Below are 17,161 nucleotides of genomic sequence, written 5' to 3'. Positions count from 1 at the left end.
CGTAGTACCCTACGCGCCCTGTTCCATCGGTCCCCACCACCCCATGAAGGCCTATCTCTGGTTCTGGGGCGCGTTCCTGCTGTTCTTCGCGTTGCCCTTCCCCTGCATCCTCTACTTCGGCACGTCGTGGCCGGTGCCACTGGCCGACCGCAGCGCGCCATGGCTGGCCCTGCTGCTGCTCGCGCTGTCGCTGATCCTGTGGCTGGCCCTGCTGCTCGCCTTCCTGCACTACCTGCTGCTTGGCCCGCCGCGTGCCCTGCACCGCGTGCGCTCGATCCTGGCCGACGGTGAAGCGCGCGACGCATTGATCGAACAGGCCGAGCAGACCGGCGTGCACGTGCGCGGCTTCGCGCAGTGGAAGCTGCAGCTGGGCTTCCAGAACCTGTCCGGCACGCCCATCAACGAACAGATGCTGGTGGTGGACAGCAAGCCGCAACTGCAGCGTTTCGTGGCCGGCAAGCGTATCGAGGTACGCCTGAGCCGCGAACCGGGCGCGTTCCCCAACGTGGTGCTGGAGGGCGCCCAGCCCGAACTGGATGTCGCCAGCCTCTGGCGCCGCGGCGCCGGCGCGGTCATCGGCATCGTCGTGGTTGCCAGCGCCTACGTGCTCGCCTATCGGCTGCAGAGCGAGGGCCTGGGCTGGACGTTCCTGTCCTTCGGCCACCCACTGCTGGTGTGCCCGCTGGTGTTGTGCGGCTACGCCCTGGGCCTGCGCGTCCTGGGGCGCCTGCTGCAGGCCGATGCACGCGGAGACGCGCTGAAGTACCGCGGCATCGGCGTGGATGCGAAGGTGCTGAAGCTGCGCCAGACCGGCACCTACCTCAACGAGCAGCCGCAGGTGGAGTTCCAGCTGGAGTACATCGACCGCGAAGGTGGCGTACAGCAGGTGAGCGTGCGTCGCTTCATCCCGTTGATCGAGCTGGCCAACCTTCCGCGCGAGCAGGTCACGCTGCTGTACGACCCGGAAGATCGCGGCAACGTTCGCCTGGAGGGTGTATGAAGCAGCCCCCCTCGACGCGACTGGTATTTTCGATGGTGCTGCTGTTGCTGGCCGGCGTCGCCGTTGCCGGCGGGGCACTGCAGACCCTTGCCGAAACGATGGGCCATTCGGTGCAGGATGACCGCGCAACCACGCCGAACACCGCGCCTCCACCGCGCGAGAGGCCTGCTTCGCTCGCACCGATTCCCGAACCGCGGTCGATGCCGGTTCCCGAACGCAGCAACCGCTTGTTCGATGCGGACTACCTGCTGGCCGCCCGCCAGGCACTGGAACAGATGCCAGCCCTGGCCGGGCACCGGTTGACGGTGTTCCACAGCATCCACTTCTACGACGACGGCCGCATCAATCTGGACCTGGTCGATCCGCAGCAGCCGACTCACGTCGACAGCTACCACTTCGAACGCGGCCAGTGGCGCAAGGGCGATCCGGTCGATCCGCAGCGCTTCGCGCCCACCATCACCCTGCGCCGCAGCAGCACGGCGCTGGCCAACATCGATTTCGAGGCGGTGCCACGCGTCGCCCAGGCGCTCCAGGCGCAGCGCAACGCGTTGATGGCCACGCCGGGTGACGTCGGCCACGTCTATGTGATCGTGCGCAAGGGCGGCAAGCTGGTGTGGCTGCCGGACGAGGTCGCCGGCGATCGCCAGTCCGCCCGCCTCTCGTTCGACGCACAGGGCCGTTCCGGCAAGGCGAACCGACGATAGTCAACGCAAAAAGGGGACGGAGGGGATTAAGTCGCAGACCGCACCAAGGCACATACGACTTAATCCCCTCCGTCCCCTTTTTCTATTTCAACGCGTCCATCGGCAGCATCAGCGCGATGTCACCCACGCACGACAGCAGCATGCCGGCCAGCACCGCGCGCCGGTAGGACGGCTGCGCAGGATCACGCACCCGCCAGGCAATGGCCGCGATCAGCAACGTGGTCGCCGGCTTCGCCAGCCAATGCAGCCAGCGCCCGTCACCGGGCAGGAACGCGCCGATGATGGCGAGGATTGCCATCGACAGGATCACACCGTCGCCGGCGCGCTGTTTCATCGCCGCTTCCACAGCTCCGCCAGGCGGTCAGGCTTGCCGGCAATGCGCTCCAGCACCGGATACTGCAGGCCACCGTGGTAGTCGATGTTCATCGTGTCGATCCGATCGAACTGCTTCACCAGCAGCACGATCGGCGCCTTGTCCTTGGCCGCCGTCGCCACCGCGTCCTTCAAGCGCTGGCTGCTGTACTCGCGGCCGCCGACCGCGATCACCCTCATGCCGGGCGCCAGGCCGGCGTTGAACGCCGGGCTGTCCCAGATCACGTCGCCAACCGTACCGTTGTCGAGCACCGTCGCACCCAGCGAGTACGCCAGCAATGCGGCCTTGGCGCGCTTCTCCTGCGCCTTGTAGGCGTCGTTCGGGGTATCGCGGTAGACCAGCTTCCAGCCCGCCAGCTCCAGCCCCCCGGTCAACGCGCCGTGGCCGTCCAGGCGCCCGCGCAGGAACGTCGCCCAGTCGTAGGGCGCGATGCCGTTCAAGGTCGCCACCACGTCCTCGAAGGTATAGGGATTGACGTCCCAGTCACCGTTGCCGACGCCGAAGAACGCACGCGCGAAGTCATCCAGGCTGCGCCGGTTGCCGCTCAGTTCGCGCAGCTTGCCTTCCACTTCCAGCCACAGCATCTGGCCGCCGGAGTAGTAGTCTTCGCTCATCTGGTAGTTGCGGTACGGCAACGTGCGGCGCTGGGCGATGGTCGGGTCGTTGGTGGTGTCCTGCAACGGCCGCCACGCCAGGCCTGGGCGACCACGGTCATAGGTCGCGGCCACGTTGGCCAGCATGTCGCGTGCCTGCGCGACCGACCACAGCCCCGAGCGCGCCGCCAGCACCTGCCCCCAGAACTGGGTCTGGCCTTCGTACACCCACAGCAGGCTGTCGCCCATCGGCGTGTTGAAGTTGGCGGTGGCAAGATCCGCGCCGCGACGGTACTTGCCGTTCCAGGAATGGGTGTACTCATGCGGCAGCAGATCGCGCATCCAAGCGTTGCTGTCCCACTCGGTGAAGTAACCCGGTTCGGCGCTGTTCTCGCTGGAACGGTGGTGCTCCAGGCCGATGCCACCAAGACGGTCGGTCAACGCCAGCAGGAATTCATAGTGGTTGTAGTGACGCGCACCGTAGAGCTTGTCGGCCTGCTGCACCAGCGCGCGGTGCAGGGTGATCTGTGCCTCGCTCGGCTTCAGCGACTTGGCTTCGTCGGCAAACACATTGAGGTGCACCGGCACCTTCGCGCCCGGATCGAGATCGATGCGCTGGTAATGCTCGCCGGCAAACAGCGGCGAATCGACCAGGTGGTCATAGGAGATCGGCTTGAACACCACGGTGTCGCCGTCGTGGCGTGCGGTTTCCAGCGCAGTGGCGAACGACCAGCCCTTGGGCAGGGTCACGCTGGCCTGCGTCTGCAGCTGCCGTGCATCGATGCCGGCCGGATACAGCGAGTTGGCATTCCACTGCAGGTTGAGCATCTCCGGGGTCATCACCACACGCCCCTGGCTGCCACCCTGCGAGGACAGGAAATCGAAGTGGGCGACGATCTCGCTGACGCCCTCGGGCACGTCCACCTTGAACGCATAGACGTTGTACTGGTCGCGCTGCCAGGCCAGCGGCTTGCCGTTGGCGGTGATACGCAGGCCGGCCAGTTTGTCGATCGGGCCAGTGGGTGAATGGTTGCCGGGAATCCACTGCGGGTACAGCAGGGTCATCGGGCCGGGCTTGGCCGGCACGGTGGCAGTCACCTTGAAGATGCGCCGGGCCAGGTCACGCGCGTCTACATCGATGCGCAGCAGTCCTGGGGCTGCGGCATCACCCGATGGCGAGGCCTGCGCCAGCGCGGGCGTGGCGGCCAGCGCGAACAGCAACGACATCGCCAGGGCTCGGGTCTTCATCGGCAACTTCCAGCAGCGGAGAATCCTCCGATGCTAGGCCTGTGCGGTGCCCTGCCCCATGGCCAAAGGTCATGGGCGGTGCGCCCAGCAGTGCATGCCAAAGGTGTGCGAACCAAGGTTCGCACCCACCAGCGCCAGGCCCGGTCAGTCAACCAACCGCAGACGCAGTTCCTTCGGCAGCGCGAACACCATCGATTCCGGTTCGCCTTCCAGCTCGCCCACGCCGGTGGCACCCAGCTCGGCCAGGCGCGCCAGCACGCCATCGACCAGTACCTGCGGTGCCGAGGCGCCGGCGGTCACGCCGATGTGCTGCTTGCCCGCCACCCAAGCCGGGTCGATCTCGTGCGCACCGTCGATCAGGTACGACTCCACGCCTTCGCGGCGGGCCAGTTCGCTCAGACGGTTGGAATTGGAGCTGTTCGGCGAGCCGACCACAAGCACCAAGTCGCAGCGCTTGGCCAGGTCGCGCACAGCGTCCTGGCGGTTCTGCGTGGCATAGCAGATGTCGTCGTTCTTCGGCCCCTGCATCGCCGGGAAACGCTCGCGCAGCGCATCGATGATGCCGCGCGTATCGTCCACCGACAGCGTGGTCTGGGTGGTGTAGGCGAAGTTTTCCGGCTGGTTGATCTGCAGCGTCGCGACCTGCTCGACATCCTCGACCAGGTAGATCTGGCCGGTACCGGCTTCGCGGTTCCACTGGCCCATGGTGCCTTCCACTTCCGGGTGACCGGCATGGCCGATCAGCACCACGTCACGGCCGGCACGGCAGTGGCGCGCGACTTCGAAGTGGACCTTGGTCACCAGCGGGCAGGTGGCATCGAACACCTTCAGGCCACGGCGCTCGGCTTCCTGGCGCACGGCCTGCGAGACGCCATGTGCGCTGAAGATCACCGTGTTGTTGTCCGGAACCTCGTCGAGTTCTTCGACGAAGATCGCGCCGCGCTGCTTCAGGTCGTCGACCACGAAGCGGTTGTGCACCACTTCATGGCGGACGTAGATGGGCGCGCCCAGCGTTTCGATCGCGCGCTTGACGATCTCGATCGCACGATCGACACCGGCACAGAAACCACGCGGGTTGGCGAGCAGCACATCCATCAGTTCAATCTCCCGGCAGCGGCCGGCTTACGGTTTCGGGTTGGCATTATCCGCCTTTTTGGCGGACTTGCCGTCGAACAGGCCAAACAGGGCGATGCCGATGGCACCCACCACGATGGCCGAATCGGCGATGTTGAACGAGGGCCAGGTGTAGCTGCCCACGTACCACTGGATGAAATCGACCACGTGGCCGTGCACCTGGCGGTCGATCACATTGCCGATGGCGCCACCGATGATCAGTGCATACGGCACCGCGGCCTTCCAGTTGCCACGGGCGGTGCCGCGCAGCCACCAGGCCATCAGCCCGCTGATGGCGATCGCCAGTGCAGTGAAGAAGTACTTCTGCCAGCCACCGGCGTCGCTCAGGAAACTGAATGCCGCGCCGGTGTTGTAGGTGCGGTACCAGTTCCAGAAGCCGTCGATGACCACCACCGGCTGGAACTCCGGCAGGCTCGACAGCACCCAGGCCTTGGACCACTGGTCCAGGCCGATGACGGCCGCCGACAGCAGCAGCCAGACCAGGGCGTTCGGATGCGGACGGGGCGCGGCCATCAGAACCAGCTCCGCACTTCGCCGGCGCCGGTCACGTTGCTCACGCAGCGGCCGCACAGTTCCGGGTGGTCGGCGTTGCTGCCGACGTCGGCGCGGTGGTGCCAGCAGCGCACGCACTTGGCCTTGCTGGTCGGCTGGGCGCTGACGAACACCTCGTCGGTGGTCGCCGGGCGCACCTGCACGTCGCCACTGATGAACAGGAAACGCAGTTCATCGGCCAGCGGCTGCCAGCGCGCGGCCTGCTCCTCGCTGGCGGCGATGGTGATCTCCGCTTCCAGCGCGGCACCGATCGCACCGTTGGCACGCATCGGTTCGAGCACCTTGGCCACCTGTTCGCGCACGGCCAGCAGCTGGTCGAAGTCGGCGGCGTTGAGCTGGGCATCAGCCGGCAGCGGCGCCAGGCCGTCGTACCAGGTGGTGAACAGCACGTGGCCGGCGCGTTCGCCCGGCAGGTAGCCCCACAGCTCGTCGGCAGTGAAGGTCAGGATCGGCGCCACCCAGCGGGTGAACGCCTCGGCAATGTGGTACATCGCGCTCTGCGCCGAACGGCGACCGTGTGAATCGGTCGGCATCGTGTACAGGCGGTCCTTGGTCACGTCCAGGTACAGCGAGCCCAGGTCCACGCTGCAGAAGTTCAGCAGCAGCTGCACGATCTCGGCCATGTTGTAGCCGTCGTAGGCTGCCTTGATCTTCTCCTGCAGCTCCCACGCGCGATGCACGATCCAGCGGTCCAGCGCGACCATCTGCTCGAGCGGCTGCAGGTGCAGCGCCGGGTCGAAACCGTCCAGGTTGCCGAGCAGGAAGCGCGCGGTGTTGCGCAGGCGGCGGTAGGCGTCGGCGTTGCGCTTGAGGATCTCCTGCGACAGCGACATCTCGTTGCTGTAGTCGGCCGAGGCGATCCACAGGCGCAGGATGTCCGCGCCCAGCTTGTTCATGATGTCCTGCGGCTCGATGCCGTTGCCCAGCGACTTGGACATCTTGCGGCCATGCTCGTCCACGGTGAAACCATGGGTGAGGCACTGCTTGTACGGGGCGCGCTTGTCGATCGCCACGCCGGTCAGCAGCGAGGACTGGAACCAGCCACGATGCTGGTCGGAGCCTTCCAGGTACAGGTCGGCCGGCTTGCCGAAACCACGCGCGGCGAGCACGCCTTCATGGGTCACCCCCGAGTCGAACCAGACGTCGAGGATGTCGGTGACCTTCTCGTAGTCGGCCGCTTCGGCGCCGAGCAGCTCGGCGGCGTCCAGCGAGTACCACACATCGATGCCCTCGGCTTCGACGCGGTCGGCAACCTGCTGCATCAGCTCCACCGAGCGCGGGTGGATCTCGCCGGTCTGGCGATGGGTGAACAGTGCGATCGGCACGCCCCAGGTGCGCTGGCGCGAGATGGTCCAGTCCGGGCGACCGTCGACCATGCTCTGGATGCGCGCCTTGCCCCAGGTCGGGAACCAGCCGACAGTGTCGATCGCGGCCAGCGCATCGCTGCGCAGGTTGGCCTTGTCCATCGAGATGAACCACTGCGGGGTGGCGCGGAACACCACTGGCGTCTTGTGGCGCCAGCAGTGCGGGTAGCTGTGGCGGATCGGGTGGAACGCCAGCAGCGAACCGTTGTCGCGCAGCACGCCGACGATGGCCTCCTGCGCCTTCCACAGGTGCTGGCCGGCCAGCACCACCTCGCCGGCCGGCGGGGTCGATTCCAGGTACACGCCACGGCCGTCGATCGGGGTCACCTGCCCGGCGTTGTACTTGTCCAGCAGGCCGTACTTCTGGCTGACCACGAAGTCTTCCTGGCCGTGACCAGGGGCGGTGTGCACCGCACCGGTACCGTCCTCATCGGAGACGTGGTCGCCGTTGAGCACCAGGATCTCGCGGTCCGGGTAGAACGGGTGCGCCAGCAGCTGGTTCTCCAGCGCCGCGCCGGTGGTTTCACCGTGCAGCACCACGTTCTCGACGCCATAGCGCTGCAGCGCGCGCTCTGCCAGCGCGGCGGCCAGTACCAGCCAACGGCGCTTGCCGTTGTGGGCCGGGCCCTCGGCCAGCACGTAGTTGATCTCCGCACCCAGCGACACCGCCAGCGAGGCCGGCAGCGTCCACGGCGTGGTGGTCCAGATCGGCACCGCCACTTCCACGTCGGCCGGCACGCTCACGCCGAACGCCTGGCCGATGGCCTGCGCGTCACGCGCGGCGTAGGCGACGTCGATCGCCGGCGATTCCTTTTCCTGGTACTCGATCTCGGCCTCGGCCAGCGCCGAGCCACAGTCGAAGCACCAGTACACCGGCTTGGCGCCACGCACCAGGTGTCCGTTGGCCACGACCTTGGACAGCGCACGGATCTCGTTGGCTTCGAAGTCGAAGCTCAGGGTCTTGTACGGGTTGTCCCAGTCACCGGTCACGCCCAGGCGCTTGAAGTCCACGCGCTGGATGTTGATCTGCTCTTCGGCGAACTCGCGGCACTTCTGGCGGAATTCGACGGCGTCGAGCTTGGTGCCGACCTTGCCCCACTTCTTCTCGACCGCGATCTCGATCGGCAGGCCATGGCAGTCCCAGCCCGGCACATAGGGCGCATCGAAGCCGGCCAGGTAGCGCGACTTGACGATGATGTCCTTCAGGATCTTGTTGACCGCGTGGCCCAGGTGGATGCGGCCGTTGGCGTATGGCGGGCCGTCATGCAGCACGAACAGCGGACGGCCGGCGGCGTTGTCGCGCAGCTGCTGGTAGAGCCCCTGCGCTTCCCACCGCGCCAGAATGCCCGGCTCGCGCTTGGGCAGGTCGCCGCGCATCGGGAATTCGGTGGCTGGCAGGTTCAGGGTGGTCTTGTAGTCCTGGCTCACGCAGTAGCTCGCAATCTATGTTCGGAAAGGATGGCGCGCGCCTGTTCGGCGTCGCGGTGCATCTGGTCGGTCAGCGCCGCCAGATCATTGAATTTCTCTTCGTCGCGCAGCTTGGTGACGAACTCCACGTCGATGTGGCGACCGTACAGATCGCCCTGGAAATCGAACAGGTGGGCTTCCAGCAGCGGCTCCACGCCCTCCACCGTCGGCCGGGTGCCGAAGCTGGACACCGACGGCCACGGCTGGTCGAACACACCATGCACCCAGGTTGCGTAGATGCCCGACAGCGCCGGGGTCTTCGGGAAGCGCAGGTTGGCGGTGGGGAAGCCCAGCGTACGGCCAAGCTGGCGACCGCGCACCACCCGGCCGCTGATCGCGTAGGGGCGGCCGAGCAGGTCGTTGGCGCGGGCAAAATCGCCGTCCTGCAGTAGCTGGCGGATGCGGGTGCTGGAAATGCGCTCGCCATGCAGGTCGACCGCTTCGATCTCGCCGGCGCTGAAGCCCAGCTCGGCGCCCATCTGCTGCAGAAGGGCCAGATCGCCGCGGCGGCGGTTGCCGAAGCAGAACTCCGGCCCGATCCACACCTCGCGCGCGCTCAGGCGCTGCACCAGCAACTGGTGCACGAAGGCCTCGGCCGGCATCGCCGCCATCGCCGCGTCGAAACGCAGCAGACCGATCGCATCGACGCCGAGCTCGCGCAGGATCTCGACCTTGCTGCGCGCCAGGGTCAGCCGCGGCGGCGGCGTGCCCTGGGAAAAGAATTCACGCGGCAGCGGCTCGAACGCCACGGCCACTGCGGCCACGCCCAAGGCGCGCGCGCGGGCGACCGCGTGGCGGACCAGCGCACGATGGCCCAGGTGGAGGCCGTCGAATGCACCGATACAGACCACGCTTCCGTTGGGGAACAGCTCCCCGCCCTCGACGCTTCTGAACAGCCTGCTCATCAACTCTCGTTCCGGCCCGACCGGGGCCGCCGCTTCAATGGTGTAACCCTGAAGTATAGCCGTCACTGGCCGCGATCAATGCCCACGCAGGTCGCGTGGGCGGAAGCCCATCGCCAGCATGGCCACTGCGTAGGTCGCGCCGCCGCCGCCGACCAGCAACGCCAGGGCACCGATCCGCTCCCACACGTTCATCGCCGGGAAGCCCGGCAGCCAGTGCAGCAGGGCCAGCAGCACGCCAACCATCGCCGCGCAGGCCAACAGCAGGCGCAGCAGATAGCCGCCCCAGCCCGGCCGGCGCTGGTAGACGTCGGTCTTGCCGAGCCAGTACCAGAGCAGGCCCAGGTTCAGGTAACTGGACAGCGCGCTGGCGATGCCCAGTGCCAGGTGCAGGCCCGGCTGCTTGCCGATGGCCGCCATCACGCCCTGCGCCTTCAGCTCGTCGGGCACCATCACCTGGTACAGCACGGCCAGCAGGGCGAAGTTGAACACCATGTTGGCCACCAGTGCCGCCACACCGGCGCGCACCGGGGTCTTGGTGTCCTGGCGGGCGTAGAAGGCCGGCAGCACCACCTTCAGCAGGGCGAATGCCGGAAGGCCGAAGCTCAGGCCGTACACCGACAGCGCGGTCATGCGGGTGTCGAAGGCGCTGAACTGGCCGTGCTGGAAGATGGTCGCGATCAGCGGCTCGGCCAGCAGCAGCAGGCCCAGCATGGCCGGCACCGAGATCAGCAGGGTCATGCGCAGGCCCCAGTCCAGCGAGCGCGAGAAGCCTTCGCGGTCGGTGCTGACGTGGTGACGGGCCAGCGCCGGCAGGATCACCGTGCCCAGCGCCACGCCGAACACGCCCAGCGGCAGCTCGAGGAAGCGGTCGGCCAGCGACAGCCAGGACTGCGAGCCATCGGTCAGCTTGGCCGCGATGACGGTGTCCAGCAGCAGGTTGATCTGCGCCACCGAGGAGCCGAACAGGGTCGGCACCATCAGCGTCATCACCTTGCGCACGCCCGGATGGCGCCAGCCCCAGCGCGGCAGGGTCAGCAGGTTGATGCCCTTCAGCGAGGGCAGCTGGAACAGCAGCTGCAGGATGCCGGCCGCCAGCACCGCCCAGCCCAGCGCCAGGATCTGCTTTTCCGGCGTGCCGCCCAGCCGCGGCGCCAGCCATAGCGCGCCGGCGATCATGCACAGGTTGAGAATGACCGGGGTCAGCGCTGGCATCGCGAAGCGCTGGAAGCTGTTCAGCGCACCGCCGGCCAGTGCGGTCAGCGAGACGAACAGCAGGAACGGGAAGGTCAGGCGGAACAGGTCGACCAGCAGGCCCTGCTTGACCGGGTCGGTATCAACGCCACTGGAGAAGACCGAGGCCAGCTGCGGCGCGAAGATCAGGGCCAGTGCGGTGACCAGCATCAGCACCCCGCCCAGGGTGCCGGCGGTGCGGGCCATCAGTTCGCGCAGCTCGGCATGGCTGCGGGTTTCCTTCACTTCCGTGAACACCGGCACGAAAGCGGTGGCAAAAGACCCTTCGGCGAACAACCGGCGCAGGAAATTGGGTACCCTGAAGGCGACCCAGAAAGCATCAGTGATGGCGTTGGTGCCGAACGTGGTGGTCACCACGAAGTCCCGGACAAGTCCGAGAACGCGCGAGACCATGGTCATGCTGCTGAACGACAGCAGGCCCCGCAACAACTTGGGTGAACTCACTCAGCGTCCCTCTTGACAATCGACTTGACGTGCATTTCTTACGCCATCATACTAGCTAGCTTGCTGTTCCCATAACACCGATTTTTTCAGGAAACCACCACCGTGGCCAATATCAAGTCCGCCAAGAAGCGCGCCAAGCAGACCGTCGTGCGCAACGCGCGCAACGTGGCTCAGCGCTCGATGCTGCGCACCGCTGTCAAGAAAGTGATCAAGGCGCTGGACGCCAACGATGCCGCCGGCGCCGAAGCCGCCTTCGCCGTTGCCCAGCCGATCCTGGATCGCTTCAGCGCGCGTGGCCTGATCCACAAGAACAAGGCTGCTCGCCACAAGAGCCGCCTGAACGACCGCATCAAGGCCCTCAAGGCCGCCTGATCCGGCGTTGCCGCCCTGCCCTCCGGGGTTGGGCTGCAGACAAAAGCCCGGCCTCGGCCGGGTTTTTTGTTGCCTGCGATCCGGTAGTGCCGGCCGCTGGCCGGCGGTTCACCGGATTGCCGGCCAGCGGCCGGCACTACCAAGCAAAAACCCGGCCGAAGCCGGGTTTTTATCAACGCCAGTCGACCAGCGGTCGACTCTACTGCGCGTCGCGGGCTTCCTGCTCTTCTTCCTTCTGGCGATCGAAGAAGGCCATGATCCGGCTCATGATCGGGAAGGTGCCCTCGCGACCCAGTGCGGAGACCAGGAACCACGGCTCCTTCCAGCCCAACTCGGCAACGATCTGCTCGGCCGCGGCCTGCGCCTCGTCTTCGAACATCAGGTCAGCCTTGTTCAGCACCAGCCAGCGCGGCTTTTTAAGCAGTTCCGGATCGTGCTTCTCCAGCTCGCGCTCGATCGCACGCACCTGCTCCACCGGCGAGATGCCGTCCACGCCACCTTCCATCGGCGAGATGTCCACCAGGTGCAGCAGCAGGCGGGTGCGCTGCAGGTGGCGCAGGAACTGCGCGCCCAGGCCGGCACCATCGGCCGCGCCTTCGATCAGGCCCGGAATGTCGGCGATCACGAAGCTGCGGTAGTTCTCCACCTTCACCACGCCCAGGTTCGGGTACAGCGTGGTGAACGGGTAATCAGCCACCTTCGGCGTCGCCGCCGAAACGGCGCGGATCAGGGTGCTCTTGCCGGCGTTGGGGAAGCCCAGCAGGCCGACATCGGCCAGCAGCTTCAGCTCCAGCTTCAGCGTGCGCTCCTCGCCCGGCAACGCCTGGCGCGGCGAGCGGTTGGTCGAGCTCTTGAAGTGCATGTTGCCCAGGCCGCCACGACCGCCCTTGGCCACCAGCAGGCGATCGCCGTGCTGGGTCAGGTCGCCGATGACTTCATCGGTGGCCACGTTGATCACCACGGTACCGACCGGCACGGTGATGGTCAGGTCTTCGCCACCCTTGCCATAGGCCTGGCGGCCCATGCCGTTCTCGCCGCGCTGCGCCTTGAAGATGCGGTCATGGCGGAAGTCGACCAGGGTGTTCAGGTTTTCATCGGCGCGGATATACACGCTGCCGCCCGCACCGCCGTCGCCGCCGTCCGGGCCGCCGAGCGGAATGAACTTCTCGCGACGGAAGCCAATGCAGCCGTTGCCGCCGTTGCCGGCGAACACTTCGATTTCTGCTTCGTCTACCAGTTTCATTGTTTCGATGCCTGCGATGGGCGTGGCCTGCCGGCCGCCGCCTTGAATGTTATGCCTGCCGATGGCCGGCAGCCCGGCCTGGCCGGTCTTGCGTCCACTCTAACGAAAAGCCCCGCCGAAGCGGGGCTCTTCATGCAGCACTCCCATGCCGGGGCACGGGTGCCGGCGATGCCTGGATCAGGCGTCGGCCGAGACGATGCTGACGGTGCGACGCTTCTTGGCGCCCTTGACCGAGAACTCCACCTTGCCGTCCACGAGGGCGAACAGGGTGTGGTCACGGCCCAGGCCAACGCCCGAACCCGGGTGGAACTGGGTGCCGCGCTGACGCACGATGATGTTGCCGGCTTCGATGGCCTGGCCGCCGAAGATCTTGACGCCCAGGTACTTCGGGTTGGAGTCGCGACCGTTGCGCGAGGAGCCTACGCCCTTTTTATGTGCCATGACTGCTTCTCCTGATGCTTAGCCGGCGATGCCGGTGATCTCGATTTCGGTGTAGTACTGACGGTGACCCTGACGCTTCATGTGGTGCTTGCGGCGACGGAACTTGATGATCCGGACCTTGTCAGCACGACCCTGGGACAGGACCTTGGCGGTGACGGCAGCGCCCTTCAGCGCATCGCCCAGCTTCACGCCGTCGCTGTCACCCAGCATCAGGATGTTGTCAAACTTGATCTCGCTGCCGACTTCGACTTCGAGCTTTTCAATGCGGAGCTTTTCGCCCTGCGCCACGCGGTATTGCTTACCGCCGGTGACCAGTACTGCGTACATGACCAGGCCTTCCTCTGTAGTTATTGTGGTCTGAGCTGCCGCCATCGAGGGCGGACAGGAGCGGGATTGTACGCAGATCATCGGGCGCGGGTCAAGTCAACCCCTGGACGGCCTGGAGGCCGGGCCCTGCCGGGCCGCGCCATGCCCGGCTGAACGGGCCGGGGTCCAGGCAGCCGAGCATGGCTCGGCTCTACACAAAGCTGTCGGCCTGTCTCACAAGGTGAGACACCGGGCTGGCATTGTGGCCCATTGCCCCCATCTGGTCACCTCGGTAGGCTGACCGATTGCCGTTCCCTGCTGGCCCGGCACCCAGCCAACGCCCCCACAACCGGATCCCCCATGGCGATGGATTTCATCCGCATCCGCGGCGCGCGGACGCACAACCTGAAGAACCTCGACCTCGACCTGCCCCGCGACAAGCTGATCGTGATCACCGGCCTGTCCGGCTCGGGCAAGTCCTCGCTGGCGTTCGACACCATCTATGCAGAAGGCCAGCGCCGCTACGTCGAGTCGCTGTCGGCCTATGCGCGCCAGTTCCTGAGCGTGATGGAAAAGCCGGACCTGGACCACATCGAAGGCCTGTCCCCGGCGATCTCGATCGAGCAGAAGTCGACCTCGCACAACCCGCGCTCGACGGTCGGCACGATCACCGAGATCTACGACTACCTGCGCCTGCTGTACGCCCGCGTCGGCACCCCGCGCTGCCCGGACCACGGCTATCCCCTGGAAGCGCAGACGGTCAGCCAGATGGTCGACCAGGTGCTGACCCTGGACCCGGAACAGCGCTACATGCTGTTGGCCCCGGTCATCCGCGACCGCAAGGGCGAGCATGCGCAGGTATTCGACCAGCTGCGTGCGCAGGGTTTCGTGCGCGTGCGCGTGGACGGCGAGCTGCATGAAATCGATGCGGTGCCGCCACTGGCGCTGCGCCAGAAGCACACCATCGAGGCGGTGATCGACCGCTTCCGCCCGCGCGAGGACATCAAGCAGCGCCTGGCCGAGAGCTTCGAGACCGCGCTGAAGCTGGGCGACGGCATGGCCTCGGTACAGAGCCTGGACAACACGGAATCCGCGCCGACCCTGTTCTCCTCCAAATACTCCTGCCCGGTCTGCGATTACTCGCTGCCGGAACTGGAGCCGCGCCTGTTCTCGTTCAACGCACCGATGGGCGCCTGCCCCGGCTGCGATGGCCTGGGCATGGCCGAGTTCTTCGATCCTTCGCGCGTGGTGGTGCACCCCGAGCTGTCGCTGGCCGCCGGCGCGGTGCGCGGCTGGGACCGCCGCAATGCCTACTACTTCCAGCTGATCGCCTCGCTGGCCAAGCACTACCGGTTCGACGTCGACGCGGCCTGGAACTCGCTGCCGGACAAGGTGCAGCAGGCCGTGCTGTACGGCAGCGGCGACGAAGCAATCACCTTCACCTACTTCACCGAAGCCGGTGGCCGCACCCAGCGCAAGCATCGCTTCGAGGGCATCATTCCCAACCTCGAGCGCCGCTACAAGGAAACCGAATCGCCGGCGGTGCGCGAAGAGCTGTCCAAGTACATCAGCGAACAGCCCTGCCCGGAATGCCATGGCGCGCGCCTGAACAAGGCCGCACGCAATGTGTTCGTGGCCGACCGCCCGCTGCCGGAGCTGGTGGTGCTGCCGATCGACGAGGCGCTGAAGTTCTTCAGCGAGCTGAGCCTGCCGGGCTGGCGTGGCGAGATTGCCGCGAAGATCGTCAAGGAAATCGGCGAACGCCTCGGCTTCCTCGTCGATGTCGGCCTGGATTACCTGACCCTGGAACGCAAGGCCGACACGCTGTCCGGTGGCGAGGCGCAGCGCATCCGCCTGGCCAGCCAGATCGGCGCCGGCCTGGTCGGCGTGATGTACGTGCTCGACGAACCGTCGATCGGCCTGCACCAGCGCGACAACGAACGCCTGCTGGGCACCCTCACCCGCCTGCGCGACCTCGGCAACACGGTGATCGTGGTCGAGCATGACGAGGACGCGATCCGCCTGGCCGACTACGTGCTGGACATCGGCCCGGGCGCGGGCGTGCATGGCGGCGAGATCGTCGGCCAGGGCACCCTGCAGGACATCCTGGAGGCACCGCGCTCGCTGACCGGCCAGTACCTGTCGGGCAAGCGCGCGATCGAGATCCCGGCGCGCCGGCACAAGCCGAACCCGAAGATGACCCTGCACCTGCGTGGGGCCAGCGGCAACAACCTCAAGGGCGTGGACCTGGCGATTCCGTCGGGCCTGCTGACCTGCGTGACCGGTGTGTCCGGCTCCGGCAAGTCGACCCTGATCAACGACACCCTGTTCTCGCTGGCCGCCAACGAGATCAACGGTTCCTCGCACCCGATCGCCCCGTACAGGGAGATCGATGGCCTGGACCTGTTCGACAAGGTGGTGGACATCGACCAGTCGCCGATCGGCCGCACCCCGCGTTCGAACCCGGCCACCTACACCGGCCTGTTCACTCCCCTGCGCGAACTGTTCGCACAGGTGCCGGAAGCGCGCGCGCGCGGCTACTCACCGGGCCGCTTCAGCTTCAACGTGCGCGGTGGCCGCTGCGAGGCCTGCCAGGGCGATGGCCTGATCAAGGTCGAGATGCACTTCCTGCCGGACGTATACGTGCCGTGCGATGTCTGTCACGGCAAGCGCTACAACCGCGAGACGCTGGAGATCCTGTACAAGGGCTTCAACATCAACGACGTGCTGGAAATGACCGTCGAGGATGCGCTGAAGCTGTTCGAGCCGGTGCCGTCGATCGCACGCAAGCTGGAAACACTGGTCGACGTCGGCCTGAGCTACATCAAGCTGGGCCAGAGCGCGACCACGCTGTCCGGTGGTGAAGCACAGCGCGTGAAGCTGTCCAAGGAGCTGTCGCGCCGCGATACCGGCCGCACCCTGTACATCCTCGACGAGCCGACCACCGGCCTGCACTTCCACGACATCGAAGCGCTGCTGGGCGTGCTGCACAAGCTGCGCGACGAAGGCAACACGGTGGTGGTGATCGAGCACAACCTGGACGTGATCAAGACCGCCGACTGGATCGTCGACCTGGGCCCGGAGGGTGGCCACCGCGGCGGCACCATCCTGGTCACCGGCACGCCGGAAGACGTGGCGGCCTGCCCGCAGTCGTACACCGGCCAGTTCCTGGCCCGCATGCTGCCGTCCACCAGCGCGCGCCCCGAGCAGCCGGCCGCCGTGGCCAACAAGCCCGATGCGCGTCCGCCGCGCAAGGTGAAGCCCGAGAAGCCGGCCAAGGTGGCGAAGAAGGCCGTGGCCGCCAAGAGCACCGGCAAGGCCAGCAAGAGCACGACGAAGAAGAAGGACGCCTGATGAGCAGCGAACCCAAGATCCTGGCCCGCATCCCGATCAGCGTGCGCTGGCGTGACATGGACAGCATGGGCCACGTCAACAACGCCAAGTACATTTCCTACCTGGAGGAAGCGCGCGTGCGCTGGATGCTGGGCGTGGACGGCGTGTCGATGACCGACCGCATCGCCCCGGTGGTGGCCGCGACCAACGTCAACTACCGGCTGCCGATCGTGTGGCCCAACGACATCGTGGTCGAATTGTTCGTCGAGCGCCTGGGCAACAGCAGCGTGACCATCGGCCACCGCATCGTCGACCAGCAGGACGACTCGAAGCTGTATTCCGACGGCAACGTGGTGGTGGTCTGGATGGATACGCAGACCGGCGGGAGCGCGCCGCTGCCGGAGGCGATCCGCAGCGCTTCCACCTGAAGG

The 17,161-nt window shown here is 66.6% G+C and carries 14 protein-coding genes and 1 pseudogene; 5 read left to right on the top strand and 10 right to left on the bottom strand.

The features are described from left to right. Positions 1-43: 43 nt before the first annotated feature. Together KXV01_RS01280 and KXV01_RS01275 are read left to right on the top strand one after the other, a co-directional pair. Positions 44-1,000: a hypothetical protein gene (locus KXV01_RS01280; RefSeq protein ID WP_053498523.1), complete on the top strand. Its 957-nt coding sequence runs from the start codon at positions 44-46 to the stop codon at positions 998-1,000. Next, on the top strand, positions 997-1,704 hold the full coding sequence (locus KXV01_RS01275; protein WP_049439174.1) for a hypothetical protein: 708 nt from the start codon (positions 997-999) through the stop codon (positions 1,702-1,704). Before KXV01_RS01280 ends, KXV01_RS01275 begins: the two co-directional genes overlap by 4 nt. Positions 1,705-1,795: 91 nt before the next feature. Here KXV01_RS01275 and KXV01_RS01270 read toward each other — a convergent pair. From KXV01_RS01270 to murJ, 7 genes and pseudogenes are all read right to left on the bottom strand, one after another. Further along, a pseudogene (locus KXV01_RS01270) lies at positions 1,796-2,038 on the bottom strand (lysoplasmalogenase family protein); the annotation flags it as partial. Further along, positions 2,035-3,918: a M61 family metallopeptidase gene (locus tag KXV01_RS01265; protein WP_049413759.1), complete on the bottom strand. Its 1,884-nt coding sequence runs from the start codon at positions 3,916-3,918 to the stop codon at positions 2,035-2,037. The gene KXV01_RS01265 and the pseudogene KXV01_RS01270, both read right to left, overlap by 4 nt. Positions 3,919-4,062: 144 nt before the next feature. Beyond that, positions 4,063-5,013: a 4-hydroxy-3-methylbut-2-enyl diphosphate reductase gene (gene ispH, locus KXV01_RS01260; RefSeq protein ID WP_049439172.1), complete on the bottom strand. Its 951-nt coding sequence runs from the start codon at positions 5,011-5,013 to the stop codon at positions 4,063-4,065. A 27-nt stretch (positions 5,014-5,040) separates the two neighbouring features. Then, positions 5,041-5,565: a signal peptidase II gene (gene lspA / locus KXV01_RS01255; protein WP_049413756.1), complete on the bottom strand. Its 525-nt coding sequence runs from the start codon at positions 5,563-5,565 to the stop codon at positions 5,041-5,043. Continuing rightward, on the bottom strand, positions 5,565-8,396 hold the full coding sequence (gene ileS / locus KXV01_RS01250; RefSeq protein ID WP_100477742.1) for an isoleucine--tRNA ligase: 2,832 nt from the start codon (positions 8,394-8,396) through the stop codon (positions 5,565-5,567). Before ileS ends, lspA begins: the two co-directional genes overlap by 1 nt. Then, complete coding sequence (locus tag KXV01_RS01245) at positions 8,393-9,340, bottom strand: bifunctional riboflavin kinase/FAD synthetase (protein ID WP_100477741.1); 948 nt, start codon at positions 9,338-9,340, stop codon at positions 8,393-8,395. The genes ileS and KXV01_RS01245 overlap by 4 nt, the downstream gene beginning before the upstream one ends. Before the next feature lie 75 nt (positions 9,341-9,415). Continuing rightward, positions 9,416-11,020, bottom strand: a complete 1,605-nt coding sequence (gene murJ / locus KXV01_RS01240) for a murein biosynthesis integral membrane protein MurJ (RefSeq protein ID WP_100477740.1) — start codon at positions 11,018-11,020, stop codon at positions 9,416-9,418. A 117-nt stretch (positions 11,021-11,137) separates the two neighbouring features. Here murJ and rpsT point away from each other — a divergent pair, with 117 nt between their 5' ends. Beyond that, the gene (rpsT, locus tag KXV01_RS01235; protein WP_005408560.1) at positions 11,138-11,407 is read left to right on the top strand and encodes a 30S ribosomal protein S20; all 270 of its coding nucleotides are present in this window, start codon (positions 11,138-11,140) and stop codon (positions 11,405-11,407) included. 199 nt (positions 11,408-11,606) lie between these two features. Here rpsT and cgtA read toward each other — a convergent pair whose 3' ends face one another. From cgtA to rplU, 3 genes are all read right to left on the bottom strand, one after another. Next, a complete protein-coding gene (cgtA, locus tag KXV01_RS01230; protein WP_263467474.1) occupies positions 11,607-12,650 on the bottom strand; it encodes an Obg family GTPase CgtA in 1,044 nt (347 codons plus the stop codon). Positions 12,651-12,827: 177 nt separating this feature from the next. Further along, positions 12,828-13,091 (bottom strand): 50S ribosomal protein L27, encoded by a 264-nt coding sequence (gene rpmA / locus KXV01_RS01225; protein WP_005415704.1) that lies wholly within the window; start codon positions 13,089-13,091, stop codon positions 12,828-12,830. An 18-nt stretch (positions 13,092-13,109) separates the two neighbouring features. Next, positions 13,110-13,418 carry a 50S ribosomal protein L21 gene (rplU, locus tag KXV01_RS01220; protein ID WP_005408557.1) on the bottom strand — a complete coding sequence of 103 codons (309 nt, stop codon included), beginning with the start codon at positions 13,416-13,418 and terminating at the stop codon, positions 13,110-13,112. A 339-nt stretch (positions 13,419-13,757) separates the two neighbouring features. Here rplU and uvrA point away from each other — a divergent pair, with 339 nt between their 5' ends. Both uvrA and KXV01_RS01210 read left to right on the top strand, forming a co-directional pair. Next, positions 13,758-16,751 (top strand): excinuclease ABC subunit UvrA, encoded by a 2,994-nt coding sequence (gene uvrA, locus KXV01_RS01215; protein WP_049413748.1) that lies wholly within the window; start codon positions 13,758-13,760, stop codon positions 16,749-16,751. Continuing rightward, positions 16,751-17,158 carry a thioesterase family protein gene (locus tag KXV01_RS01210; RefSeq protein ID WP_111096423.1) on the top strand — a complete coding sequence of 136 codons (408 nt, stop codon included), beginning with the start codon at positions 16,751-16,753 and terminating at the stop codon, positions 17,156-17,158. The genes uvrA and KXV01_RS01210 overlap by 1 nt, the downstream gene beginning before the upstream one ends. Positions 17,159-17,161 lie beyond the last annotated feature (3 nt).

Origin of the sequence: Stenotrophomonas sp. Ps181 (genome assembly GCF_025697425.1) — a bacterium.
GTDB lineage: Bacteria > Pseudomonadota > Gammaproteobacteria > Xanthomonadales > Xanthomonadaceae > Stenotrophomonas > Stenotrophomonas sepilia.
The sequence above is the reverse complement of the archived record's forward strand: the minus strand, read 5'-3'. Positions and strand labels throughout refer to the sequence as shown.

What these genes read in the sequence shown, in the direction of transcription:
- KXV01_RS01280 (WP_053498523.1), top strand. Translation starts at nt 44, where the DNA reads ATGAAGGCCTATCTCTGGTTCTGGGGCGCGTTCCTGCTGTTCTTCGCG.
- KXV01_RS01275 (WP_049439174.1), top strand. Translation starts at nt 997, where the DNA reads ATGAAGCAGCCCCCCTCGACGCGACTGGTATTTTCGATGGTGCTGCTG.
- KXV01_RS01265 (WP_049413759.1), bottom strand. Translation starts at nt 3,918, where the DNA reads ATGAAGACCCGAGCCCTGGCGATGTCGTTGCTGTTCGCGCTGGCCGCC.
- ispH (WP_049439172.1), bottom strand. Translation starts at nt 5,013, where the DNA reads ATGGATGTGCTGCTCGCCAACCCGCGTGGTTTCTGTGCCGGTGTCGAT.
- lspA (WP_049413756.1), bottom strand. Translation starts at nt 5,565, where the DNA reads ATGGCCGCGCCCCGTCCGCATCCGAACGCCCTGGTCTGGCTGCTGCTG.
- KXV01_RS01245 (WP_100477741.1), bottom strand. Translation starts at nt 9,340, where the DNA reads ATGAGCAGGCTGTTCAGAAGCGTCGAGGGCGGGGAGCTGTTCCCCAAC.
- cgtA (WP_263467474.1), bottom strand. Translation starts at nt 12,650, where the DNA reads ATGAAACTGGTAGACGAAGCAGAAATCGAAGTGTTCGCCGGCAACGGC.
- rpmA (WP_005415704.1), bottom strand. Translation starts at nt 13,091, where the DNA reads ATGGCACATAAAAAGGGCGTAGGCTCCTCGCGCAACGGTCGCGACTCC.
- rplU (WP_005408557.1), bottom strand. Translation starts at nt 13,418, where the DNA reads ATGTACGCAGTACTGGTCACCGGCGGTAAGCAATACCGCGTGGCGCAG.
- uvrA (WP_049413748.1), top strand. Translation starts at nt 13,758, where the DNA reads ATGGCGATGGATTTCATCCGCATCCGCGGCGCGCGGACGCACAACCTG.
- KXV01_RS01210 (WP_111096423.1), top strand. Translation starts at nt 16,751, where the DNA reads ATGAGCAGCGAACCCAAGATCCTGGCCCGCATCCCGATCAGCGTGCGC.